Raw genomic sequence first — 17732 nt, 5'->3', positions numbered from 1 at the left:
TCAAATTGTCATGGTCAGATCCCCCATGTCCGGGGGATGGGACGGGCCCGTCGAACGGGGACGTGTCCGACGGGCCCTACAGGCCACTCCGCAGGCTGGGTGGGGGGACGCACGCGGAGGCCTGATCGTGTGAGCGGTATACTAATTAATATAGACTACCGAACTATATATGTAATGCCGCCCTTTGAAAGCCAAGGCTACTCCTCAGAGGTTTCTGCAGTGATAACGAGGTCGTCATTCGCAGGGTTGGCCACGAGCCCGCCCGGATTCCCGTCCGCTGACAACAGGATGGCAATCCACCGGGTCGAAGAAGATTGAGAAAACAAGACCATAAGCAGCACTGTCAATGGGGCTGACAAAAACATTCCGGGAATGCCCCAGATCACGCCCCAGATCGCAAGAGAAAGCAGCACGACCAGTGCCGAAAGATTGAGCGTCTCGCCCATGATGCGCGGCTGGACGAAATTGCCGATCATGAACTGCCAGAAGCTCACCCCGAGAAAGACGAACAGGGCGAAAAAATAGCTCGCATTGTCCCCGCTGCCCGGCACCCAGGCCGGCATGTCCGGCTGGACCAGCGCGAACAGCGTCGGGACGAAAGCCGCCACGATCGAGCCGATCGTCGGGATGTAGTTCAGCACGAAGATCAGCCCCGAAAGGAAGAGGGCATTCTCCACGCCCAAGGCGAGCAGCGTGACATAGGTGAGCCCGGTAATGAGCGCCGAGATAACCGTCTGCGTCCACAGATAGATCTCGATGCCCCGGCGGGCCGCCTCGCCGACCTTGCGGACCTGTTCGCGCTGCTCCGTCACCGGGAAGAGACGGTCCAGCTTCGGCGCCCAGGCCGACTGCGCCAGGAACAGGAAGGCGACATAGATCAGGATGACCACCAGATCGGCTGAGAGATCCCCGGTCGCATTGGCGATGGTCGCGAAGAAGCGCTGGCCGGTATCGTTGAAAATGATTTCCGTCAGCGTCGGCGCCCGCTCCATCTTGAGCAGGCCATAGCCGTCCGCGATCAGGCCGTTGATCTTGGCCTCATAGTCGCTCGCCTGGCCGCCGAACTGGGCGATGCCCTGGGCCATGAGGCCGACAAACAGGCCGAAGCCGAGCAGCACGATCAGGATCGCGATGAGGCGGCTGATATAGCGCCCGAAGACCGGAAGCTGTTCGCGGATGACCCGGGCGAAGCCCTCCATGGTGAGAAACAGGAAGACCGCCAGCGCGAAGGGCGCGAAGATCGAGCGCCCGAGATAGAGCAGCGCGATCAGAACGCCTGTCGCAATGATCCAGATACCAACGACGCCCGATCGTACTGTCATGATCCTTGTGGTGCCCCCTCGATGCCCGGAGCTGGCAGCCGGGCCATATGCAGGTCACGAACAAGGTGGACAAGCGGGCGGATCGCGAAAAACACCGACCCGATCAGAAACAGCCACGTCCCGGCCACCTTCGTGCTCTCACTGAAAAATAGCGCCGAGCCGACGATGAAAGCAATGGCTGCCAGAGCGTCGACCGTATCGTAAATGGTCTGGTAGAGATTATAGACCTGTCCGTGCTTCTCGGTATCGAAATTTCTCCAGCTCTGGTTCTTCCGTTTACTCATTGGGGCAGACCTCCTTTTATCGTCCAGAATGCGGTGGCGGGCAGAACGATCCAGCCCCGCCGCAGCCTCTCAGGCTTTGCCCGGCCGGCGTTTGCGTCTAGCTTCATCCCCGCTTGATCACAGGGAGCGGCGGATGGGCAAGGCAATCTATATTGGTGGCGGCGGACCGGAGCAGAACGAGGCACAGACCCTGCTGCTCAACCGCGCCAACCGGCATGGCATCATCGCGGGCGCAACCGGCACGGGCAAGACCGTCACCCTGCAGATCCTCGCCGAAGGCTTTTCCAATGAAGGCGTGCCGGTCTTCTGCGCCGATGTGAAAGGCGATCTCTCCGGGCTCTGCATGAGCGGCAGCGAAGACTTCAAGCTGCACGAGGCCTTCACCTCGCGCGCCCGCACGATCGGGTTTGACGACTATGCCTATCACGACGTGCCCACCGTCTTCTGGGATGTCTTCGGCGAAAAGGGCCATCCGGTCCGCGCCACGATCAGCGAAATGGGCCCCACCCTGCTCGCCCGCCTGATGGACCTGACCGAGACCCAGGAAGGCGTGCTCAATGTCGCCTTCGAATACGCCGACGATGAGGGCCTGCTCCTGCTCGACCTGAAGGACCTGCAGAAGCTGCTCATCCATCTCGGCCAGAAGGACGTCCGCGACGATGTCTCGCTGCGCTACGGCAACATCGCCTCGGCCTCGCTGAGCGCGATCCAGCGCAGCCTGCTCGGCCTGGAACGCGACGGTGCCGAACAGTTCTTCGGCGAGCCCGCTCTCGACCTGATGGACCTGATGCGCGTCGGCCTCGACGGGCGCGGCATCGTCAACATCATGGACGCGACCCGGCTCATCAATTCCCCGAAGCTCTATTCCACCTTCCTGCTCTGGCTCCTGTCGGAGCTGTTCGAGCGGCTGCCGGAAGTGGGCGATCCGGACAAGCCGAAGCTCGTCTTCTTCTTCGACGAGGCCCACCTCCTCTTCAAGGATGCGCCGAAAGCCCTGCTTACCAAGATCGAACAGGTCGTCCGCCTGATCCGGTCGAAGGGCGTCGGCGTCTATTTCGTCACCCAGAATCCGCGCGACCTGCCCGACAGCGTACTCGCCCAGCTCGGCAACCGCATCCAGCATGCCCTGCGCGCCTATACGCCGACCGAGCGCAAGGGCGTGAAGGCGGCGTCTGAAAGCTTCCGCCCCAATCCGGATTTCGATACCGAAGACGTGATCACCCAGCTCGGCACCGGTGAGGCGCTCGTCTCCACGCTGGACGAGAAGGCCGCCCCGAGCGTCGTTCAGCGCACGCTGATCCGCCCGCCCTCTTCCCGGCTTGGCCCGGTCACGCCCGCCGAGCGCAAGGAAATCATGTCCCGCAGCCCGGTCGCGGCGCGGTATGACGAGGCTGTCGACCGCGAGTCCGCCTACGAGATTCTGCTCGAAAAGGAAGAGGCCGCCGCCGAAGAAGCCGAACGCCTCGCGCGGCAGGAAGAAAAGGCGAAGAAGGCGCTCGAAAAGAAGAAATCCCGGCGGCGCACCTCACGCCGGCAGACGCCAACGGAAGCGGCGGTAAAGACCGCCACGCGGACGCTCGCCCGCGACATAACGCGCTATGTCCTGCGCGGAATTCTCGGCGGGCTGAAACGCCGTTAGGCCATCCCCTCCGCTGCAGCGCACAAACCAGACGTTCAGATGATGCTGTGACGCAAAAGCCCCGTCACAAAACTTGCGAAAATCTGTCGCCAAACTGAAACCGAACCGTCTCCGGACCGTCACGCAACGCTGCTAGCGCCCTCTCGATCTTGAAGAGGGGAAATCTTTATGAACATCCGCTACAGCAGGCTGGTCACAGCCGGCATTCTCGCAGCGACATTTGCACAAGTGGCCGCCGCCGACATCATCCGTGGCCAGGTCACCGACGCCTCCGGCGAAGCCCCGCTGGCAGGCGCCATCGTCCGCATTGAGGGGCTGGACCGGTCGACCACCACGGACCGCTATGGCGACTATCGTTTCGCCAACATCCCGGCCGGCGACTACACCGTCTCGGTCTCCTATATCGGCGCCGAACCGGTCAGCCAGACCGTCAGCGTCCAGGCCGACACGACGCTCGACATCCGCGTCGGCAGCGATGTGCGCTATCTCGACAACGTGCTCGTCGTCGGCTCTGCGGCCGCCCAGGCCGGCGCCATCAACCAGCAGCGCGCCTCCGATGCGATCATCTCCGTGATCGACAGTGACGGCCTCGGCAACTTCCCGGACACCACGGTCGCCGACTCCCTGTCGCGCGTGCCGGGCCTGTCGATCGAGACCGACCAGGGCGAAGGCCGCTATGTCTCCATCCGGGGCATCAATACCGACCTCATCGCGGCGTCCATCAATGGCGTGCGCACCCCGTCGCCGGAAGACCGCCGCGGCGTTCTGCTCGATGGCGTGCCCTCCGACCTGCTCGACGGCATCACCGTCCAGAAGTCGCTCACCCCGAATGTCGATGCCGACTCGCTCGGCGGCGTGATCGACCTGAAGACGATCTCCGCTTTCGACCGCGATGGCCGCTTCATCCGCGCCAAGCTGGAAGGCGCCTATAACGAAATCTCCGAAGAGGTCTCGCCCAAGGCCACACTGACCTATTCGGAAGTCTTCAACGACAAGCTCGGCGTCGCCCTGTCGCTGAACTATCAGAACCTCGCCATCGAGAGCCACAATAACGAGACCGGCGAGTGGGACTTCCTCGACAACGGCACCGCCTATCTCAATGACGATTACGAACAGCGCTGGTACGACCTGACCCGCGAACGCATCGGCTTCATCGCCAATTTCGACTGGCGCGTCGACGAGAACACCGAGCTTTACCTGCGCACCCTCTATAACAATTACGAGGATGACGAGGTCCGCAACAAGTTCGAGTTCCGCGACCTCGGCGATGCCGAGGACGATGGCACCGTCACCGCCGACTCACAGACCCTGCCGCTCAACGAGATGGACGCGGAAGTGCGCAAGCGCCGCGAAGTCCGCAAGATCCAGACCTATGCGCTCGGCGGCACGACCAACCGAGATGCATGGCAGTTCGACTATGAAGTCGCCTATGCCTATGCCGAGGAAGACGACAGCGACAATCATGACGTCACCTTCCGCTTCGAGGACATCCAGGATGCCGCCGCCGAGGCCGGCCTGACAGACAGCGATGTCACGATCGACTTCTCGAAGCCGGAAACGCCGAAATTCTCCGGCGCCCTGCTCGACCTCGTCTACGATCCGTCGAACTACTTCATGGACGCCTTCGAGGAAGAGAAGACCGTCAATGAGGACGAGGAAATCTCGGCCCGCTTCGACGTCACCCGCGACAGCCTGATCGGCGACACACCGGTCTCCTGGCAGGCCGGTGTGAAACTGCGCGACCGCGAGAAGACGCGCGACGCCAATGTCATCTTCCACGAGGCCGATGACCTCAACCTGGCCGACTATGTCGGGGCGGATTATGTCTCCGGCTGGCGCCTGGCCAATCCGATGCCGGCCTGGCCGGACCCGGACCTGACGGCGGCCCTGCGCAACGGTGCCGGACCCGGCTTCGAGCTGGACGAGGATGCAACCAATTTCGACAGCCTCGCCGAGGACTTCACCATCGACGAGCAGATCCTGGCGGCCTACGCCATGGGCACCTTCGACATCGGCAATCTCACCCTGGTCGCCGGCGTGCGCATGGAAGACACCAAGACCGACCTGTCCGGCAACATCTATGCCGAGGAAGACGATCCGGAGAACCTGCAGACGCGCGACGTCTCCAACGACTACACCCACTGGCTGCCATCGGTGAACGCCAAGTACGCGTTCAATGACAAGCTTATCGCGCGCGGTGCCTATTATGCTGCCGTGGTGCGCCCGTCCTTCGGTGAAATGGCCCCGTTCACGGTCTTCAATGACGACCGCGACGAACTCGAACTCGGCAATCCGAACCTCGATCCGTATGAGGCCGACAATTTCGACCTCAGCCTGGAATACTACCCGACCGAGCTGTCGGTCCTGTCGGTCGGCGTGTTCTACAAGACGATCGACAACGCCATCTACGAAGCGACCTATGAGCGGGCCGAGGATGACGATGGCAACCTGGTGCCGCTGAGCGAGTTCCTGCCGACCGTTCCGGTCAATCTCGGCTATCTCGACCCGGCCCAGCTCGCCGATGTCGAGGAGATCACCTCCTTCATCAATGTCGGCTCCAGCGACCTCTACGGCATCGAGTTCAACTATGTGCAGAACATGGCGGATCTCACCCGCGCGCTCGACGGCTTCCTGGTGTCGGCCAACCTCACCCTGACCGACAGCGAAAGCGAGCTGCCGGACGGGCGCGAAGTGCCGTTCCTGAAGCAGTCCGACACCGTCTGGAACGTCGCCATCGGCTATGACAAGGGCCCGTGGGACCTGCGCGTCTCGGCCAATTATCGCGGCGACTATGTCGACGAGCTGATGGGCGAGGACCTCGACCGCTACACCGACGACCGCCTGCTCGTCGAAGCGTCCGCCAAGTACAAGGTGAACGACAACATCCAGCTTTATCTCGAAGGCAAGAACCTCACCGACGAGCCGGAATACTACTATTTCGGCGACGAGCGGCGCCTCTCGCAATATGACGAGTTCGGCACTACGGTCGTCTTCGGCGCCCGCCTGACCTACTAGGTCCGGCCCTGAAAAGACTGGCGCGGGCCGGAGCGTGAAAGCGTATCCGGCCCGCCGCACATTCCAGATACCAGACAAGGATTCTCACCCATGACCCTCCGCACCCTCCTGCTCGCGGGCATTGCCGCGACCGGCCTGGCCGCCTGCGAAACCGCGCCCGCCCCCATCGAGGACGGCATCACCGCCACGCCGGTGGCCGCCAGCTTCGAGACCGACCCGATGACCGGCACGGGCGACCGCGCCGACGATCCGGCCCTCTGGGTCCACCCGGCCGATGCCTCCAGAAGCCTGATCCTCGGCACCAACAAGGATGAAGGGCTGCACGTCTACGACCTGTCGGGCAAGGAGCTTCAGTTCCTCGATGCCGGCCAGCTCAACAATGTCGATGTGCGCGGCAATCTCGCCGCCGCCTCGAATGATGAGTTCAACACGATCACGCTCTTCGCCATCGATCCGGCCACCGGCCTGGTCGACCATGCCGGCGAGGTCGAGACCGGCAAGACCGAGCCTTACGGCATCTGCATGGGCTCGGTCGGCGGCAAGACGCTGATCATCCCGACCTATAAGGACGGCTCGATCCAGATCTGGTCCGGCACGGGCAGCGATGTCGCCCTGACGCGCACCGTCCAGGTCGGCCAGTTCGGCCCGCGCCAGCTGGAAGGCTGCGTGGTCGATGATGCCGCTGGAATAGCCTTCATCGGCGAGGAAGAGCACGGCATCTGGAAGCTCGACCTCACCGACGCCGCCTCCGAGCCTGTCAGCGTCGACACGATTGCCGCCGGCAATGGCCTGGTCGCCGATGTCGAGGGCCTCTCGCTCTGGCTCGGGGCAGGCAATACCGGCTATCTCGTCGCGTCCGCGCAGGAAGCCGACCGCTATGTCATCTATGACCGCGCGGCCCCGCACACCCCGCGCGGCGTCATCACGATCACCGGCAGCGAAGACGGCAGCGTGGACGCCGTCAGCCACACCGATGGTCTCGACGCTTCCTCGGCGGCCCTGCCCGGTTTTCCGAAGGGGATCCTGATCGTCCAGGACGACGCCAACCCGGTCTCGGAAGTCGACCAGAACTTCAAGGTCGTCGACTGGCAGGCCATCGAAACCGCGCTTGGTCTGGGCGAATAAGGCCCTTCCGGCGGACCCGGCCGCTCCCTTGCCCCGATTTCACGCGGGGTGACGGAGCGGCACCGCTTTCATTTCCCCGGTCCGGCGCCTAGATTGGAAGGTAGCAAAAACACGCTCAGCGGAGGACCGACATGCAGGACTATCTGAAATTCTACATCAACGGCGAATGGGTCGACCCGGTCGAACCGCGCACCCTTGATGTCGAGAACCCGGCCACCGAAGAGCCGTTCGCGCGCATCTCGCTCGGTTCGCAGGCCGATGTCGACAAGGCCGTCGCCGCCGCCCAGGCCGCTTTCCCGTCCTTCTCGCAGACCTCGGTCGAATTCCGCGCCGAGCTGCTCGAGAAGATCGCCGCCGGCATCCAGCAGCGCGCCGGTGACATGGCCAAGGCCATCTCCGACGAAATGGGCGCGCCGATGTGGCTCGCCAATGCCGCCCAGGTCCCGGCCGGGATGGGTCACTACATGACCGCCGCCAAGGTCCTGCGCGAATACAAGTTCGAGGAAACCCGCGGCAACACCACCATCCGCAAGGAGCCGATCGGCGTCTGCGGCTTCATCACCCCGTGGAACTGGCCGCAGAACCAGATCGCCTGCAAGGTCGCCCCGGCGATTGCCGCGGGCTGCACCATGGTGCTCAAGCCGTCCGAGATCGCGCCGCTCGACGCGATGATCGTGGCAGAGATCTTCCACGATGCCGGTGTCCCGCCGGGTGTCTTCAACCTGGTCAATGGCGACGGCCCCGGCGTCGGCGCCTACATGTCCCAGCATCCGGGCATCGACATGATGAGCTTCACCGGCTCGACCCGCGCCGGCGTGCTCGTCCAGCAGGCCGCTGCCCCGTCGGTGAAGCGCGTCGCGCTCGAGCTCGGCGGCAAGTCCCCGAACATCATCCTGCCGGATGCCGATCTCCAGAAGGCGGTCGGCGGCGGCGTCATGAACATGATGACCAATACCGGCCAGTCCTGTAATGCGCCGTCCCGCATGCTGGTGCAGCGCGACAAGCAGGACGAGGCGATGGCCATTGCCAAGGCGACCGCCGAGAAGGTGCAGATCGGCGCCGGTGCCGATGCGCCGAAGGGCGCCATGGGCCCGATCTCGAACGCCAATCAGTGGAACAAGGTCCAGGACCTGATCCAGAAAGGCATCGACGAGGGCGCCACGCTGGTCACCGGCGGCACGGGCCGTCCGGAGGGTTTCAACAAGGGCTACTTCGCCAAGCCGACCGTGTTCGGCAATGTCACCAACGACATGACGATCGCCCGCGAGGAAATCTTCGGCCCCGTCCTCTGCATCCTGCCCTATGACACCGAGGAAGATGCCATCCGCATCGCGAACGACACGGTCTATGGCCTGTCCTCCTATGTGCAGTCGGGCGACCCGAAACATGCCCGCGAGGTCGGCAACCAGATCCGCGCCGGCAATGTGCACATCAACGGGGCCGGGCCGGACTTCGCCAACGGCGCGTTCGGCGGCTACAAGCAATCCGGCATCGGCCGCGAATGGGGCGAATTCGGGTTCGACGAATTCCTCGAAGTGAAGTCGGTCTTCAACCCGGCCTAGGCCGCACTTCCCATCTGGAAAACGAGCCCGCAGCGTATCCGCGCTGCGGGCTTTTTCGATGCGGTGGCGAAAGGCCCGCCGCAATTGTCTTCATTACAGCGTCCGCCCGTGACAACTTCTCCACGTTGCCTGACGTTCAGCTAGAGACCATATAGTATGGACAAGACATAATGCAGGCGTTCCATGACCAAGACATATCTCATCCCCGCAATGGCCGCGCTGGCACTTCTGGGTGCCTGTGCGACCGCCACCCCCTATCAGCCGGCGACGAACAGCGACCGCGGCTATAGCGACCAGCAGATCGAGAACAATCGCTGGATGATCACCTTTTCGGGCAACAGCCTGACCGACCGCCAGACGGTCGAGACCTATCTGCTCTACCGCGCGGCCGAGCTGACCAGCCAGCAGGGCTTTGACCATTTCCGCATGGTCCGCCGCGCGACCGATGCCGATTCCCGCTTCGTGCCGGTCGGCAGCACCTATTCCCATTTCAGCCCCTATTACCGCTATTACGGCGCGCATGGCCGGCTGCTCGGCTATCCCTCCTATTGGGACCGGTATGGCTATTACGATCCCTTCTGGGACGGCCCGTCGGAATATCGCGAAGTGACCCGGTTCGAAGCCTCGGCTGAAATCCTCATGGGCAAGGGCGAGAAGCCGGACGATCCGGCCTATTTCTCGGCCGAAGAGGTTCTCATGAACCTGGCAGGCCAGATCCAGCTGCCCAAGCCTTAAAGCGCCGGATCGCTCCACCGCGAGACACAAAAAAGCCCGCTCGGATCCGAGCGGGCTTTTCCATATTCGATAGGGGGTGCGACTCAGCGCGGTGCCATGCGGATCGCGCCGTCGAGGCGGACATCCTCGCCGTTGAAATACCCGTTGGTGATCATCTCACGGGCAAGCGAGGCATACTCTTCCGGGTTGCCGAGGCGGGCCGGGTTCGGCACCTGCGCACCGAGCGCCTGCTTCACATGGTCCGGAGCGCCCTGCAGCAGCGGCGTGTTGAAGATGCCCGGCAGGATCGTGTTCACACGGATCAGCTCGCGCGAGAGGTCGCGCGCGATCGGCAGCGTCATGCCGACGACACCGCCCTTGGAGGCGGAATAGGCAGCCTGGCCGATCTGGCCGTCTTCAGCCGCGACCGAGGCGGTGTTGACCATCGCGCCGCGCTCACCGTCGATCGGGTCGAGCGTCATCATGCCGGCAGCGGACTTGGCGATGCACATGAAGGTGCCGACCAGGTTGATCTGGATAATCTGGTTAAACTTGTCGATCGGGAAGTGCTTGATCTCGCCGGATTCCTTGTCGCGCGACGCGGTCTTGATGGCGTTGCCGGTGCCCGCGCAATTCACGAGAATACGCTCCTGGCCAATCGCGGCGCGCGCCTTCTCGAACCCGGCATCGACGGAGGCTTCGTCCGTCACATTGACCTTGCAGAAGACACCGCCGAGCTCTTTCGCCAAAGCTTCGCCTTTTTCTTCGTTAAGATCGAAAAGTGCGACCTTCACACCCTGGCTGGCCAGGAGGGTGGCGGTTGCGGCGCCGAGGCCGGATGCCCCGCCAGTAATGACTGCACTGATGTCTGAATTGAGTTTCATTCCTTGAGATCCTCCATGGAACATTCGATATGTAAAAGCGATCTAAAGGGTATGAAGAGGCCCGCCAATGCGTAACCCAAGGGAAGTCGTGATAGAGAATGGCGAGAGCTGGCCGACCTATCTGCCGCTCGCCGTCGAGAAGGACGAGCAGCGCACGCGCCGCCGGCTCCTGCCGAAGCTCCTGCGGGTCGCGGGCCGTATCCCCTTCGCCGACGATCTCGCCGCCGCCTATTATGCCGCCGTCGATCCGGAGACCCCGCGCAAGGCCAAGGCGGTGCTGTTCGGGGCACTGGCCTACTTTGTCCTGCCGACCGACGCGGTGCCCGACATCATTGTGGGGTTCGGCTTCAGCGATGATGCCACCGTGCTGGCCACGGCGCTGACCATTGTCGGCTCGCAGGTGCGCGAGCGCCACCGCAAGGCGGCCCGCCGTCTGCTGGGCCGGCCGGAGCCGGAAAGCGACGAGGCCGAGGCCTGATCAGCCGACGCCGGGGCGGAAGGTCTTGTCGGCATCCTTGATCTGGACGGCGCCTTCCTCAGGCGAAACTTCGTAAATCGCCAGACGCCGTTGCGCGGTGCCGTCCGTTGTGAAGCGGAACAGCCCGTTCAGGCCGACAAAGCCGTCCATGGACGTAATCTCGCGCCGGTCCAGCGCGCCGTCCGCCGAGAGCTGCATGGCGAGCGCGGCAGCATCATAGGCCTGCGCAGCCAGACCGCTCGGCGCCCGGCCATAGATGCGGCGATAGCGCGTCTCGAAGGCTTCGATATCGGCCTTGGGCGGCGCGACGAACCAGCCGCCCTTGAGCGAGGGCTCGCGCCAGACACCGGCATCGTTCCAGCCCGACAGGCCCATCAGCTTCGCGCTGCGCCCGGTGCCGTAGAAAGGCAGGAGCGGAGCGACCTTGCGCAGCTGCGTCCCGCGCTCCGGGATCAGCACGGCCACGGGCCCACCCGAGCCGGACGCACTGTTGATCGAGCGGGCGAGGTATTTCGCTTCCTCGGTCGGCGACTCGCTGCCATCGGGATAGAAGGCCGACGAGATGACGGAAGCCCCGTTCTGGCTCGCCTGGAACTGCAGCGCGGTCTCGATGCGCTGGCCGAGCGGGCTCTGCGGGCCGAAATAGGCAAACTGGTAATAGCCCTGCGACACGGCGTAGGAGACGAGCGAGGCGACCTCCTCTTCCGGCGTGATCGAGGCAAGCCAGGTATTGCCACCGGCGACATCCCGGTCATTCGAGAAGCCGATGACCGGCAGGCCGGCCACGGTGCGGTCCTCATTCAACGCGGCGATATTCTCACCGAAGAGCGGGCCGAGGAAAAAGTCCGCGCCTTCGCGCTCGGCCTGATCGGCGACCTCGACCGTCGCGCTGCGCGAACCGGCCGTGTCCTTGGGCAGCAGGACGAAATCGTCGCCGGCATGATCGAACAGGGCCATCTCGATGCCTGCCAGCATGCCTTCGGCCTCGGCGCGAACGGCGGCATTCGGGTGCGAGAAGGGCAAAAGCACGCCCGCACGCACCAGCTTCTCGCCTTCCAGGAAGGCCGGGGTGAACTTGCCCGGCAGCGGCAGGGGCATGCCCCGCGCATCCACATCGAGGCGCTCGGCATGCAGGCTTCCGGGTTCTTCCGGCTCGGTCTCGGCCTGTTGCGGGCCCGGCTCGACACGCGGCTTGCCGCTGGAAATCGGCGCCGGCGGCTGGCTCGGGCCGCTGGCGCAACCGGCCAGCGTAATGAAAGCTGCGAAAACAAGGCTTGGCGCGAGGCCCGTGAAGCGCGATTGTGCCCGAGATGTCATCAAAAGATCCTTCCATTCACGCCGAGACTCGCTCTGCAGGCGAGACTAGTGCCGCTGACGGGGCCAAGCAACACGGCAAACACCGCCTGGAGCCCGGCCTTCATCTTGTCGCGACACCGATCGGCAATCTCCGCGATATCACCCTGCGGGCGCTCGACACGCTGGCTGGCGCCGACGAGGTTCTCGCCGAAGACACGCGTGTCGCCCGCAAGCTTCTAGATGCCCATGGCATCCGTGCAAAACTGAGTGCGTACCATGACCATAATGGGGCAGAGCGCCGCCCGGACCTCCTGGAAAAGCTTTCAGGCGGGGCGACCATCGCGCTGATCTCGGATGCCGGCACGCCGCTCGTGTCCGATCCGGGCTGGAAGCTGGCGCGCGAAGCGCTCGATGCCGGCATCCGCGTCATCCCCGTGCCGGGGGCGTCTGCAGTGCTGGCCGGGCTTGTCGCCTCCGGCCTGCCGAGCGACCGGTTCATGTTCTGCGGCTTCCTGCCGCCGAAATCCGGCCAGCGAAAGAAAGAGGCCGAGACGCTGAAATCGGTCCCGGCCACGCTCGTCTTCTATGAGGGCGGCTCGCGGCTCGCCCAATGCCTGGCCGACCTTGCCGACGTGCTTGGCGCCAACCGGGAGGCCGCCGTCGCCCGCGAGCTGACCAAGCTGTTCGAGGAGACCCGCCGCGCTCCACTGGGCGAGCTGGCAGACCATTACGCGAAAGAAGGCGCGCCCAAGGGCGAAATCGTCATCCTGATCGGCCCGCCCGTCGCAGAAACCGTCGACGCGGCCGATATCGATGCCGCGCTCCTCGAAGCCATGGCGGACCACCCCACCAAAAAGGCGGCGACCCTTGTGGCAGACCGGTTCGGCCTGTCGAAACGCGACGCCTATCAGCGCGCCCTGACGCTGAAGGACAATGGCTAGGGCCCGGCGCGACCGCAAGCGCGCCGAAACCCGCGGGCGGCGTGCCGAGCAGCTGGCCGCCCTCTGGCTGCAGCTGAAGGGCTACCGCATCCTCGCCCGCCGGGTGCGCCTCTCCTCCGGCGAGATCGACCTGGTCGCGCGGCGCGGCAATCTGGTCGCCTTTGTCGAGGTGAAGCAGCGCGCCAGCCGGCTGGAAGCCGAGACCGCCGTACGCCCGTCTGCCTGGCGGCGCATCAACAGGACAGCCGAAACCTGGATGGCCAGCCGCAGCAGCCTTTCGGGGCTGGACTGGCGCTTCGACCTTGTGATGATTGTGCCACACCATCTGCCGATTCACCTGCGCGACACATGGCGCCCAGATTTCGCCTCAACAGGAATTTAGACGCCAAGTTCCTGATAGATTGATATGAGTATGGCCATGACCAGATCCCTCTTTCTCGCCATCGCCCTGTCGGCCCCGCTGTTTGCAGGCGGGTGCGTCGCCGCCGCCGTCGGCACCGGGGCGGCAGTCGGCGTTGCCAGCGTGCAGGACCGCAGCCTGGGCGGCGCCGTCGACGATGCGACCGCCTCCAACGAGATCAAGACCAAGCTGCTGAGCGAAAAAGGCTATGGCGAGGTGGACGTCGAAGTGTCCGGCGGGCTCGTCCTGCTGTCGGGCCGCGTAGCCAGCCCCGAAATGCGCGTGCATGCCGAGGATGTCGCCTGGAGCTCGACGCGCACGCAGGACGTTGCCAACGAGATCAAGATCGAACAGCCGGGCGGGTTCTTCGCCAACGCTTCCGACGAGCTGATCACGGCGCGTGTGCGCGCCTCGCTCGTCGCCTCGCGCGATGTCAAAAGCATCAACTACAATATCGAGACCTATGACGGCGTCGTCTATCTGATGGGCATCGCCCGGACCAATGGCGAGCTGAAGGAAGCCGCCGAACGCGCCAGCAAGGTGGGCGGCGTGCAGCGTGTCGTCTCTTATGTTCGCGTGCGCGACATGCCGGCGCAATACGATGCGTCCAATGCCAGCCGCGGCAATGACGAATTGATGGGCGGCTCTCCGGCCACCAATTAGGGCCTGAGCCTCAGCGCGCGGTCAGCACCCCGCCCTCGCCGTCTTCCAGGATGAGTTCGCCTCCGGCGGTGAGCCGCATGAAGGACGCTTTTTCAAGCACGGCGATCAGCGCCTGTTCCTGCTGCATGAGCGGCGGCACGCACGCCTTGCGCGTCAGCGCCAGCGGCGCGACCGTCAGCTTGCCGGCATTGACCTTGTAACTGCCCGTATAGGCATTGCAGGAGGCATTGCCGCTGATATGGCCGTCCTCGCCGAAATTGATGGTCGCCGGCGGCGGGCTGACGATCGCTTCGCCATTCACGCTCTGGACCATCCATTCCTGCCCGGTCAGGTCCGGCACATCGACCATGGCCACCTGTGACGGCTTCAGGGTCACGGCGCCGAGATCCGTCAGACCGAGGCTGAAGGCGATTTCGGTGTCCTCGCTCTCCCACAGCACCTTGCCCGAAGCATCCGCGATCCTGGCCTGCATCAGCAGCCGGCCCGTCTTGAGGTCCAGCCCCGAGCCCAGTTCGATTTCGAACGGGATCGGCACCTGCCGGCCATTCAGCGCGAATTGCTGGCTGGCGACCGGCTCGGTCACCCGATAGGGCAGGCCCGCTTCATAGAGCGAGATCGTGGCCGTCGCATCGACCGGCAGGGCGATACGCTGGCGATAGACGAGCGAGCCGATCACGCGCATCGATTTGAGTTCGTCGGCAGCCTCTACCGACCCTGTCGCAGCTGTCCCGCCCGTCGGGCCCGGGGCGGCCGGGCTGGTGTCTGTCGTGCCGGCATCTCCCGGACCGGATGCAGCCTCCTGCCCGGCCGGGGTCTGGCACGCCGCGACAAGGGCGAGCCCGCTCAGGGCGGCAAGGATGCGGGTCATGGCAAGGCTCCTTCTTCGGCGGCGCGCGAACATATGCGTCTGAAACTCAACTACTCTAGGCCAAGTCGGGAGCCATCACCATACCGCCCTCACGTCCTTGAAGGTCCGCCCGTCTGTGCGTCTTGAAAAGCGAGTCTTATCAAGCCGGGCAAAACCCCTCATATAACGCGGCATCTGTCACAGGGAGCCACTATGAGCCTGCGCATCGCCATCCAGATGGATCCGCTCGAATCCGTCGACATCAATGCCGACACCACCTTTGCGCTGGCCGAAAGCGCGCAGGAGATGGGGCACACGCTGTGGGTCTATGAACCGAAGCATCTGAGCTTCGATACCGGCCGCCTGCTCGCGCGGGCGCGGCCGGCCAGGGTGCAGCGTGTGAAGGACCAGCCGGGCATTATGGGCGAGGAAACGGTGCTGGACCTCGCCGAGGATGTCGATGTCGTCCTGATGCGCCAGGACCCGCCCTTCGACATGGCCTATATCACCGCCTGCCACCTGCTGGAGCTGCTCAAGGGCCGCACGCTGGTGCTCAACGACCCGGAATTCGTGCGCTCCGGCCCGGAAAAACTGTTCCCCCTGCTCTTTCCGGAAATCATTCCCAACACGCTCATCTCGCGCGACATCCAGGCCATTCTCGACTTCCGCGACCGCCACAAGGACATCATCATCAAGCCGCTCTACGGAAATGGCGGGGCCGGCGTCTTCCGCATGAAGGAAGACGATTCCAATTTCGGCTCGCTGATGGAAATGTTCCTCGAACAGACCCGCGAGCCCCTCATCGCGCAAGCTTTCCTGAAGGCCGTCAGCAATGGCGACAAGCGCATCATCCTCGTCGATGGCGAGCCTGTCGGCGCCATCAACCGCCGCCCCAAGAAGGGCGAGACCCGCTCCAACCTGCATGCCGGCGGCACGGCCGAACCCGTCGAGCTCACCGAGACCGACCGGGGGATCTGCGAGGCCATCGGCCCGGAGCTCCGGCGCCGCGGCCAGATCTTCGTCGGCATCGATGTGATCGGCGACAAACTGACCGAAGTGAACGTGACCTCACCGACCGGAATCCAGGAGCTGAAGCGCTTTACAGACATCGATGCTGCGGCCATCTTCTGGAAAACAGTGCAACGGATGGTTGCCAAGTCCTGAGATCAGGCGCACTTTTAGGGGTATGAATATGAGAGCCGCAACCTTCGCATCGATCCTCGCAATCTCCATGGCAGGGGTCGCCTGTTCCGAGAAGTCGCCGGCTGACGCCGGCCAAGCCGGGGCCTCGACAGAGACGGCCCAGTCGGAAACGCCACAGTTCAATCTGCGCTATCCGGGCTCCAGCTCGCAGACGACCAGTTCGCCAGGCACGGGCGAGTTCAATCTGCGCACACCCGGTTCCGCCACCGCCCAGCCTACCGGTCCGCGTCTTCCGGAAGGCGCCGTTCGCGACAATGCGCTGTCGGATGTGCCGGAAATCAACACCCCGAACCTGCAGCCGGGCCCGGCCGGACCTGACGCGCCGGCGGAAGAGCCGGACGACGACATCATCCGGCTCGACTGAGCCGATTGCCCTGAAATAGAAAACGTTCTTTATTTGTTCCGGAACGTGTGCTACGCCCTGTCATGAAGACGGGGGTGTGGGGCATGGTGTCCAGGATCACGACATTCGCCTTTGAAGGCATCGAGGCAAAACCTGTCGACGTGCAGGTGCAGATCACGTCCGGGAATCCCTATTTCACCATTGTCGGCCTGCCTGACAAGGCGGTCGGCGAAAGCCGCGAACGCGTGCGCGCCGCCTTTGCCGCCATCGGCCTGGCGCTGCCGCCGAAACACATCACCGTCAATCTGGCGCCCGCCGACCTGCCCAAGGAAGGCAGCCATTACGACCTTGCCATCGCGCTCGCCATCCTGGCGGCCATGGGTGTCATCGCCCCCGATGCGCTCGACGGCCATGCCGCGATCGGAGAGCTGTCGCTGGATGGCAGCCTCAGCCAGACGCTCGGCGTCCTGCCCGCGGCCATGGCAGCCATTGCGATGGATCTGCGCCTTATCTGTCCGGAGATCTGCGGCTCCGAAGCCGCCTGGGCCGGGGAAGGCGCCATTGCCGCGCCGAGCCTGATTGCGATGATCAACCACTTTGCCGGGCGCCAGAGCCTGCCGCCCCCCGTCGCCGGAGAGCTGGCCACGCCCGGCACCGGGCCGGACCTTGCCGATGTGAAAGGCCAGGACGGGGCCAAGCGCGTTCTCGAAATCGCCGCCGCCGGTGGCCACAACCTCCTCTTTTGCGGGCCGCCCGGCTCGGGCAAGTCGATGCTCGCCCAGCGCCTGCCGGGCCTGTTGCCGCCACTTTCGGCCAATGAACTGCTGGAAGTCTCGCAGATCCAGTCGGTCGCGGGCCTGCTGGAGCGCGGGCAGCTCTCGCGCCAGCGGCCGTTCCGGGCCCCGCACCATTCGGCTTCCATGCCGGCCCTTGTCGGCGGCGGCATGAAGGCGCGGCCGGGAGAGGTCTCGCTTGCCCATCACGGCGTGCTCTTCCTTGATGAATTGCCGGAATTT

General features: G+C 64.2%; 17 protein-coding genes. 12 read left to right on the top strand and 5 right to left on the bottom strand.

Annotation, left to right across the window (positions count from 1 at the left end):
• Window positions 1-197 precede the first annotated feature (197 nt).
• Together B8784_RS01135 and B8784_RS01130 are read right to left on the bottom strand one after the other, a co-directional pair.
• Entirely contained in the window at window positions 198-1322 is a 1125-nt protein-coding gene (locus B8784_RS01135; RefSeq protein WP_084395785.1) for an AI-2E family transporter, read from the bottom strand.
• Window positions 1319-1606, bottom strand: a complete 288-nt coding sequence (locus B8784_RS01130) for a YrhK family protein (protein ID WP_084395784.1) — start codon at window positions 1604-1606, stop codon at window positions 1319-1321. Before B8784_RS01130 ends, B8784_RS01135 begins: the two co-directional genes overlap by 4 nt.
• Window positions 1607-1739: 133 nt before the next feature.
• Here B8784_RS01130 and B8784_RS01125 point away from each other — a divergent pair, with 133 nt between their 5' ends.
• The 5 genes from B8784_RS01125 (at window position 1740) to B8784_RS01105 (ending at window position 9682) form a co-directional block, all read left to right on the top strand.
• Window positions 1740-3245: a helicase HerA-like domain-containing protein gene (locus B8784_RS01125; RefSeq protein ID WP_084395783.1), complete on the top strand. Its 1506-nt coding sequence runs from the start codon at window positions 1740-1742 to the stop codon at window positions 3243-3245.
• Window positions 3246-3413: 168 nt separating this feature from the next.
• A complete protein-coding gene (locus B8784_RS01120; protein WP_084395782.1) occupies window positions 3414-6260 on the top strand; it encodes a TonB-dependent receptor in 2847 nt (948 codons plus the stop codon).
• 90 nt (window positions 6261-6350) lie between these two features.
• Complete coding sequence (locus B8784_RS01115) at window positions 6351-7385, top strand: phytase (protein ID WP_084395781.1); 1035 nt, start codon at window positions 6351-6353, stop codon at window positions 7383-7385.
• Window positions 7386-7516: 131 nt separating this feature from the next.
• Window positions 7517-8947 carry an aldehyde dehydrogenase family protein gene (locus B8784_RS01110; protein WP_084395780.1) on the top strand — a complete coding sequence of 477 codons (1431 nt, stop codon included), beginning with the start codon at window positions 7517-7519 and terminating at the stop codon, window positions 8945-8947.
• 183 nt (window positions 8948-9130) lie between these two features.
• Window positions 9131-9682 (top strand): CC0125/CC1285 family lipoprotein, encoded by a 552-nt coding sequence (locus tag B8784_RS01105; RefSeq protein WP_084395779.1) that lies wholly within the window; start codon window positions 9131-9133, stop codon window positions 9680-9682.
• 83 nt (window positions 9683-9765) lie between these two features.
• On the opposite strand, the gene B8784_RS01100 is transcribed toward B8784_RS01105, so the two are convergent.
• Window positions 9766-10545 carry an SDR family NAD(P)-dependent oxidoreductase gene (locus tag B8784_RS01100; protein WP_084395778.1) on the bottom strand — a complete coding sequence of 260 codons (780 nt, stop codon included), beginning with the start codon at window positions 10543-10545 and terminating at the stop codon, window positions 9766-9768.
• 67 nt (window positions 10546-10612) lie between these two features.
• On the opposite strand from B8784_RS01100, the gene B8784_RS01095 reads away from it, so the two are divergent.
• Window positions 10613-11023 (top strand): YkvA family protein, encoded by a 411-nt coding sequence (locus tag B8784_RS01095; protein WP_084395777.1) that lies wholly within the window; start codon window positions 10613-10615, stop codon window positions 11021-11023.
• Here the strand turns inward: B8784_RS01095 and B8784_RS01090 are convergent, their stop codons facing one another.
• Entirely contained in the window at window positions 11024-12340 is a 1317-nt protein-coding gene (locus B8784_RS01090) for a penicillin-binding protein activator (protein WP_084395776.1), read from the bottom strand.
• Here B8784_RS01090 and rsmI point away from each other — a divergent pair.
• The 3 genes from rsmI to B8784_RS01075 are packed head-to-tail and all read left to right on the top strand — an operon-like array spanning window position 12334 to window position 14323.
• Window positions 12334-13260 (top strand): 16S rRNA (cytidine(1402)-2'-O)-methyltransferase, encoded by a 927-nt coding sequence (rsmI, locus tag B8784_RS01085; protein WP_084395775.1) that lies wholly within the window; start codon window positions 12334-12336, stop codon window positions 13258-13260. The genes B8784_RS01090 and rsmI overlap by 7 nt on opposite strands.
• Window positions 13253-13642, top strand: a complete 390-nt coding sequence (locus B8784_RS01080) for a YraN family protein (RefSeq protein ID WP_084395774.1) — start codon at window positions 13253-13255, stop codon at window positions 13640-13642. The genes rsmI and B8784_RS01080 overlap by 8 nt, the downstream gene beginning before the upstream one ends.
• Window positions 13643-13678: 36 nt before the next feature.
• Window positions 13679-14323: a BON domain-containing protein gene (locus B8784_RS01075; RefSeq protein WP_084395833.1), complete on the top strand. Its 645-nt coding sequence runs from the start codon at window positions 13679-13681 to the stop codon at window positions 14321-14323.
• Between the two features lie 10 nt (window positions 14324-14333).
• Here the strand turns inward: B8784_RS01075 and B8784_RS01070 are convergent, their stop codons facing one another.
• Window positions 14334-15191, bottom strand: coding sequence for an META domain-containing protein (locus B8784_RS01070; RefSeq protein WP_158085536.1), 858 nt, complete (start codon window positions 15189-15191; stop codon window positions 14334-14336).
• A 192-nt stretch (window positions 15192-15383) separates the two neighbouring features.
• Between B8784_RS01070 and gshB the strand changes: the two genes are divergently transcribed.
• The 3 genes from gshB to B8784_RS01055 form a co-directional block, all read left to right on the top strand.
• Window positions 15384-16334: a glutathione synthase gene (gene gshB / locus B8784_RS01065; protein WP_084395772.1), complete on the top strand. Its 951-nt coding sequence runs from the start codon at window positions 15384-15386 to the stop codon at window positions 16332-16334.
• 28 nt (window positions 16335-16362) lie between these two features.
• The gene (locus B8784_RS01060; protein ID WP_143435238.1) at window positions 16363-16737 is read left to right on the top strand and encodes a hypothetical protein; all 375 of its coding nucleotides are present in this window, start codon (window positions 16363-16365) and stop codon (window positions 16735-16737) included.
• 83 nt (window positions 16738-16820) lie between these two features.
• The coding region (locus tag B8784_RS01055; RefSeq protein ID WP_143435237.1) for a YifB family Mg chelatase-like AAA ATPase at window positions 16821-17732 on the top strand (912 nt) is incomplete at its 3' end.

Source organism: Henriciella aquimarina (assembly GCF_002088975.1).
In the GTDB taxonomy this organism is placed as follows: Bacteria; Pseudomonadota; Alphaproteobacteria; order Caulobacterales; family Hyphomonadaceae; genus Henriciella; species Henriciella aquimarina.
This window is presented reverse-complemented; position numbering and strand designations above follow the sequence as displayed.

What these genes read in the sequence shown, in the direction of transcription:
- B8784_RS01135 (WP_084395785.1), bottom strand. Translation starts at nt 1,322, where the DNA reads ATGACAGTACGATCGGGCGTCGTTGGTATCTGGATCATTGCGACAGGC.
- B8784_RS01130 (WP_084395784.1), bottom strand. Translation starts at nt 1,606, where the DNA reads ATGAGTAAACGGAAGAACCAGAGCTGGAGAAATTTCGATACCGAGAAG.
- B8784_RS01125 (WP_084395783.1), top strand. Translation starts at nt 1,740, where the DNA reads ATGGGCAAGGCAATCTATATTGGTGGCGGCGGACCGGAGCAGAACGAG.
- B8784_RS01120 (WP_084395782.1), top strand. Translation starts at nt 3,414, where the DNA reads ATGAACATCCGCTACAGCAGGCTGGTCACAGCCGGCATTCTCGCAGCG.
- B8784_RS01115 (WP_084395781.1), top strand. Translation starts at nt 6,351, where the DNA reads ATGACCCTCCGCACCCTCCTGCTCGCGGGCATTGCCGCGACCGGCCTG.
- B8784_RS01110 (WP_084395780.1), top strand. Translation starts at nt 7,517, where the DNA reads ATGCAGGACTATCTGAAATTCTACATCAACGGCGAATGGGTCGACCCG.
- B8784_RS01105 (WP_084395779.1), top strand. Translation starts at nt 9,131, where the DNA reads ATGACCAAGACATATCTCATCCCCGCAATGGCCGCGCTGGCACTTCTG.
- B8784_RS01100 (WP_084395778.1), bottom strand. Translation starts at nt 10,545, where the DNA reads ATGAAACTCAATTCAGACATCAGTGCAGTCATTACTGGCGGGGCATCC.
- B8784_RS01095 (WP_084395777.1), top strand. Translation starts at nt 10,613, where the DNA reads ATGCGTAACCCAAGGGAAGTCGTGATAGAGAATGGCGAGAGCTGGCCG.
- rsmI (WP_084395775.1), top strand. Translation starts at nt 12,334, where the DNA reads ATGTCATCAAAAGATCCTTCCATTCACGCCGAGACTCGCTCTGCAGGC.
- B8784_RS01090 (WP_084395776.1), bottom strand. Translation starts at nt 12,340, where the DNA reads ATGACATCTCGGGCACAATCGCGCTTCACGGGCCTCGCGCCAAGCCTT.
- B8784_RS01080 (WP_084395774.1), top strand. Translation starts at nt 13,253, where the DNA reads ATGGCTAGGGCCCGGCGCGACCGCAAGCGCGCCGAAACCCGCGGGCGG.
- B8784_RS01075 (WP_084395833.1), top strand. Translation starts at nt 13,679, where the DNA reads ATGACCAGATCCCTCTTTCTCGCCATCGCCCTGTCGGCCCCGCTGTTT.
- B8784_RS01070 (WP_158085536.1), bottom strand. Translation starts at nt 15,191, where the DNA reads ATGACCCGCATCCTTGCCGCCCTGAGCGGGCTCGCCCTTGTCGCGGCG.
- gshB (WP_084395772.1), top strand. Translation starts at nt 15,384, where the DNA reads ATGAGCCTGCGCATCGCCATCCAGATGGATCCGCTCGAATCCGTCGAC.
- B8784_RS01060 (WP_143435238.1), top strand. Translation starts at nt 16,363, where the DNA reads ATGAGAGCCGCAACCTTCGCATCGATCCTCGCAATCTCCATGGCAGGG.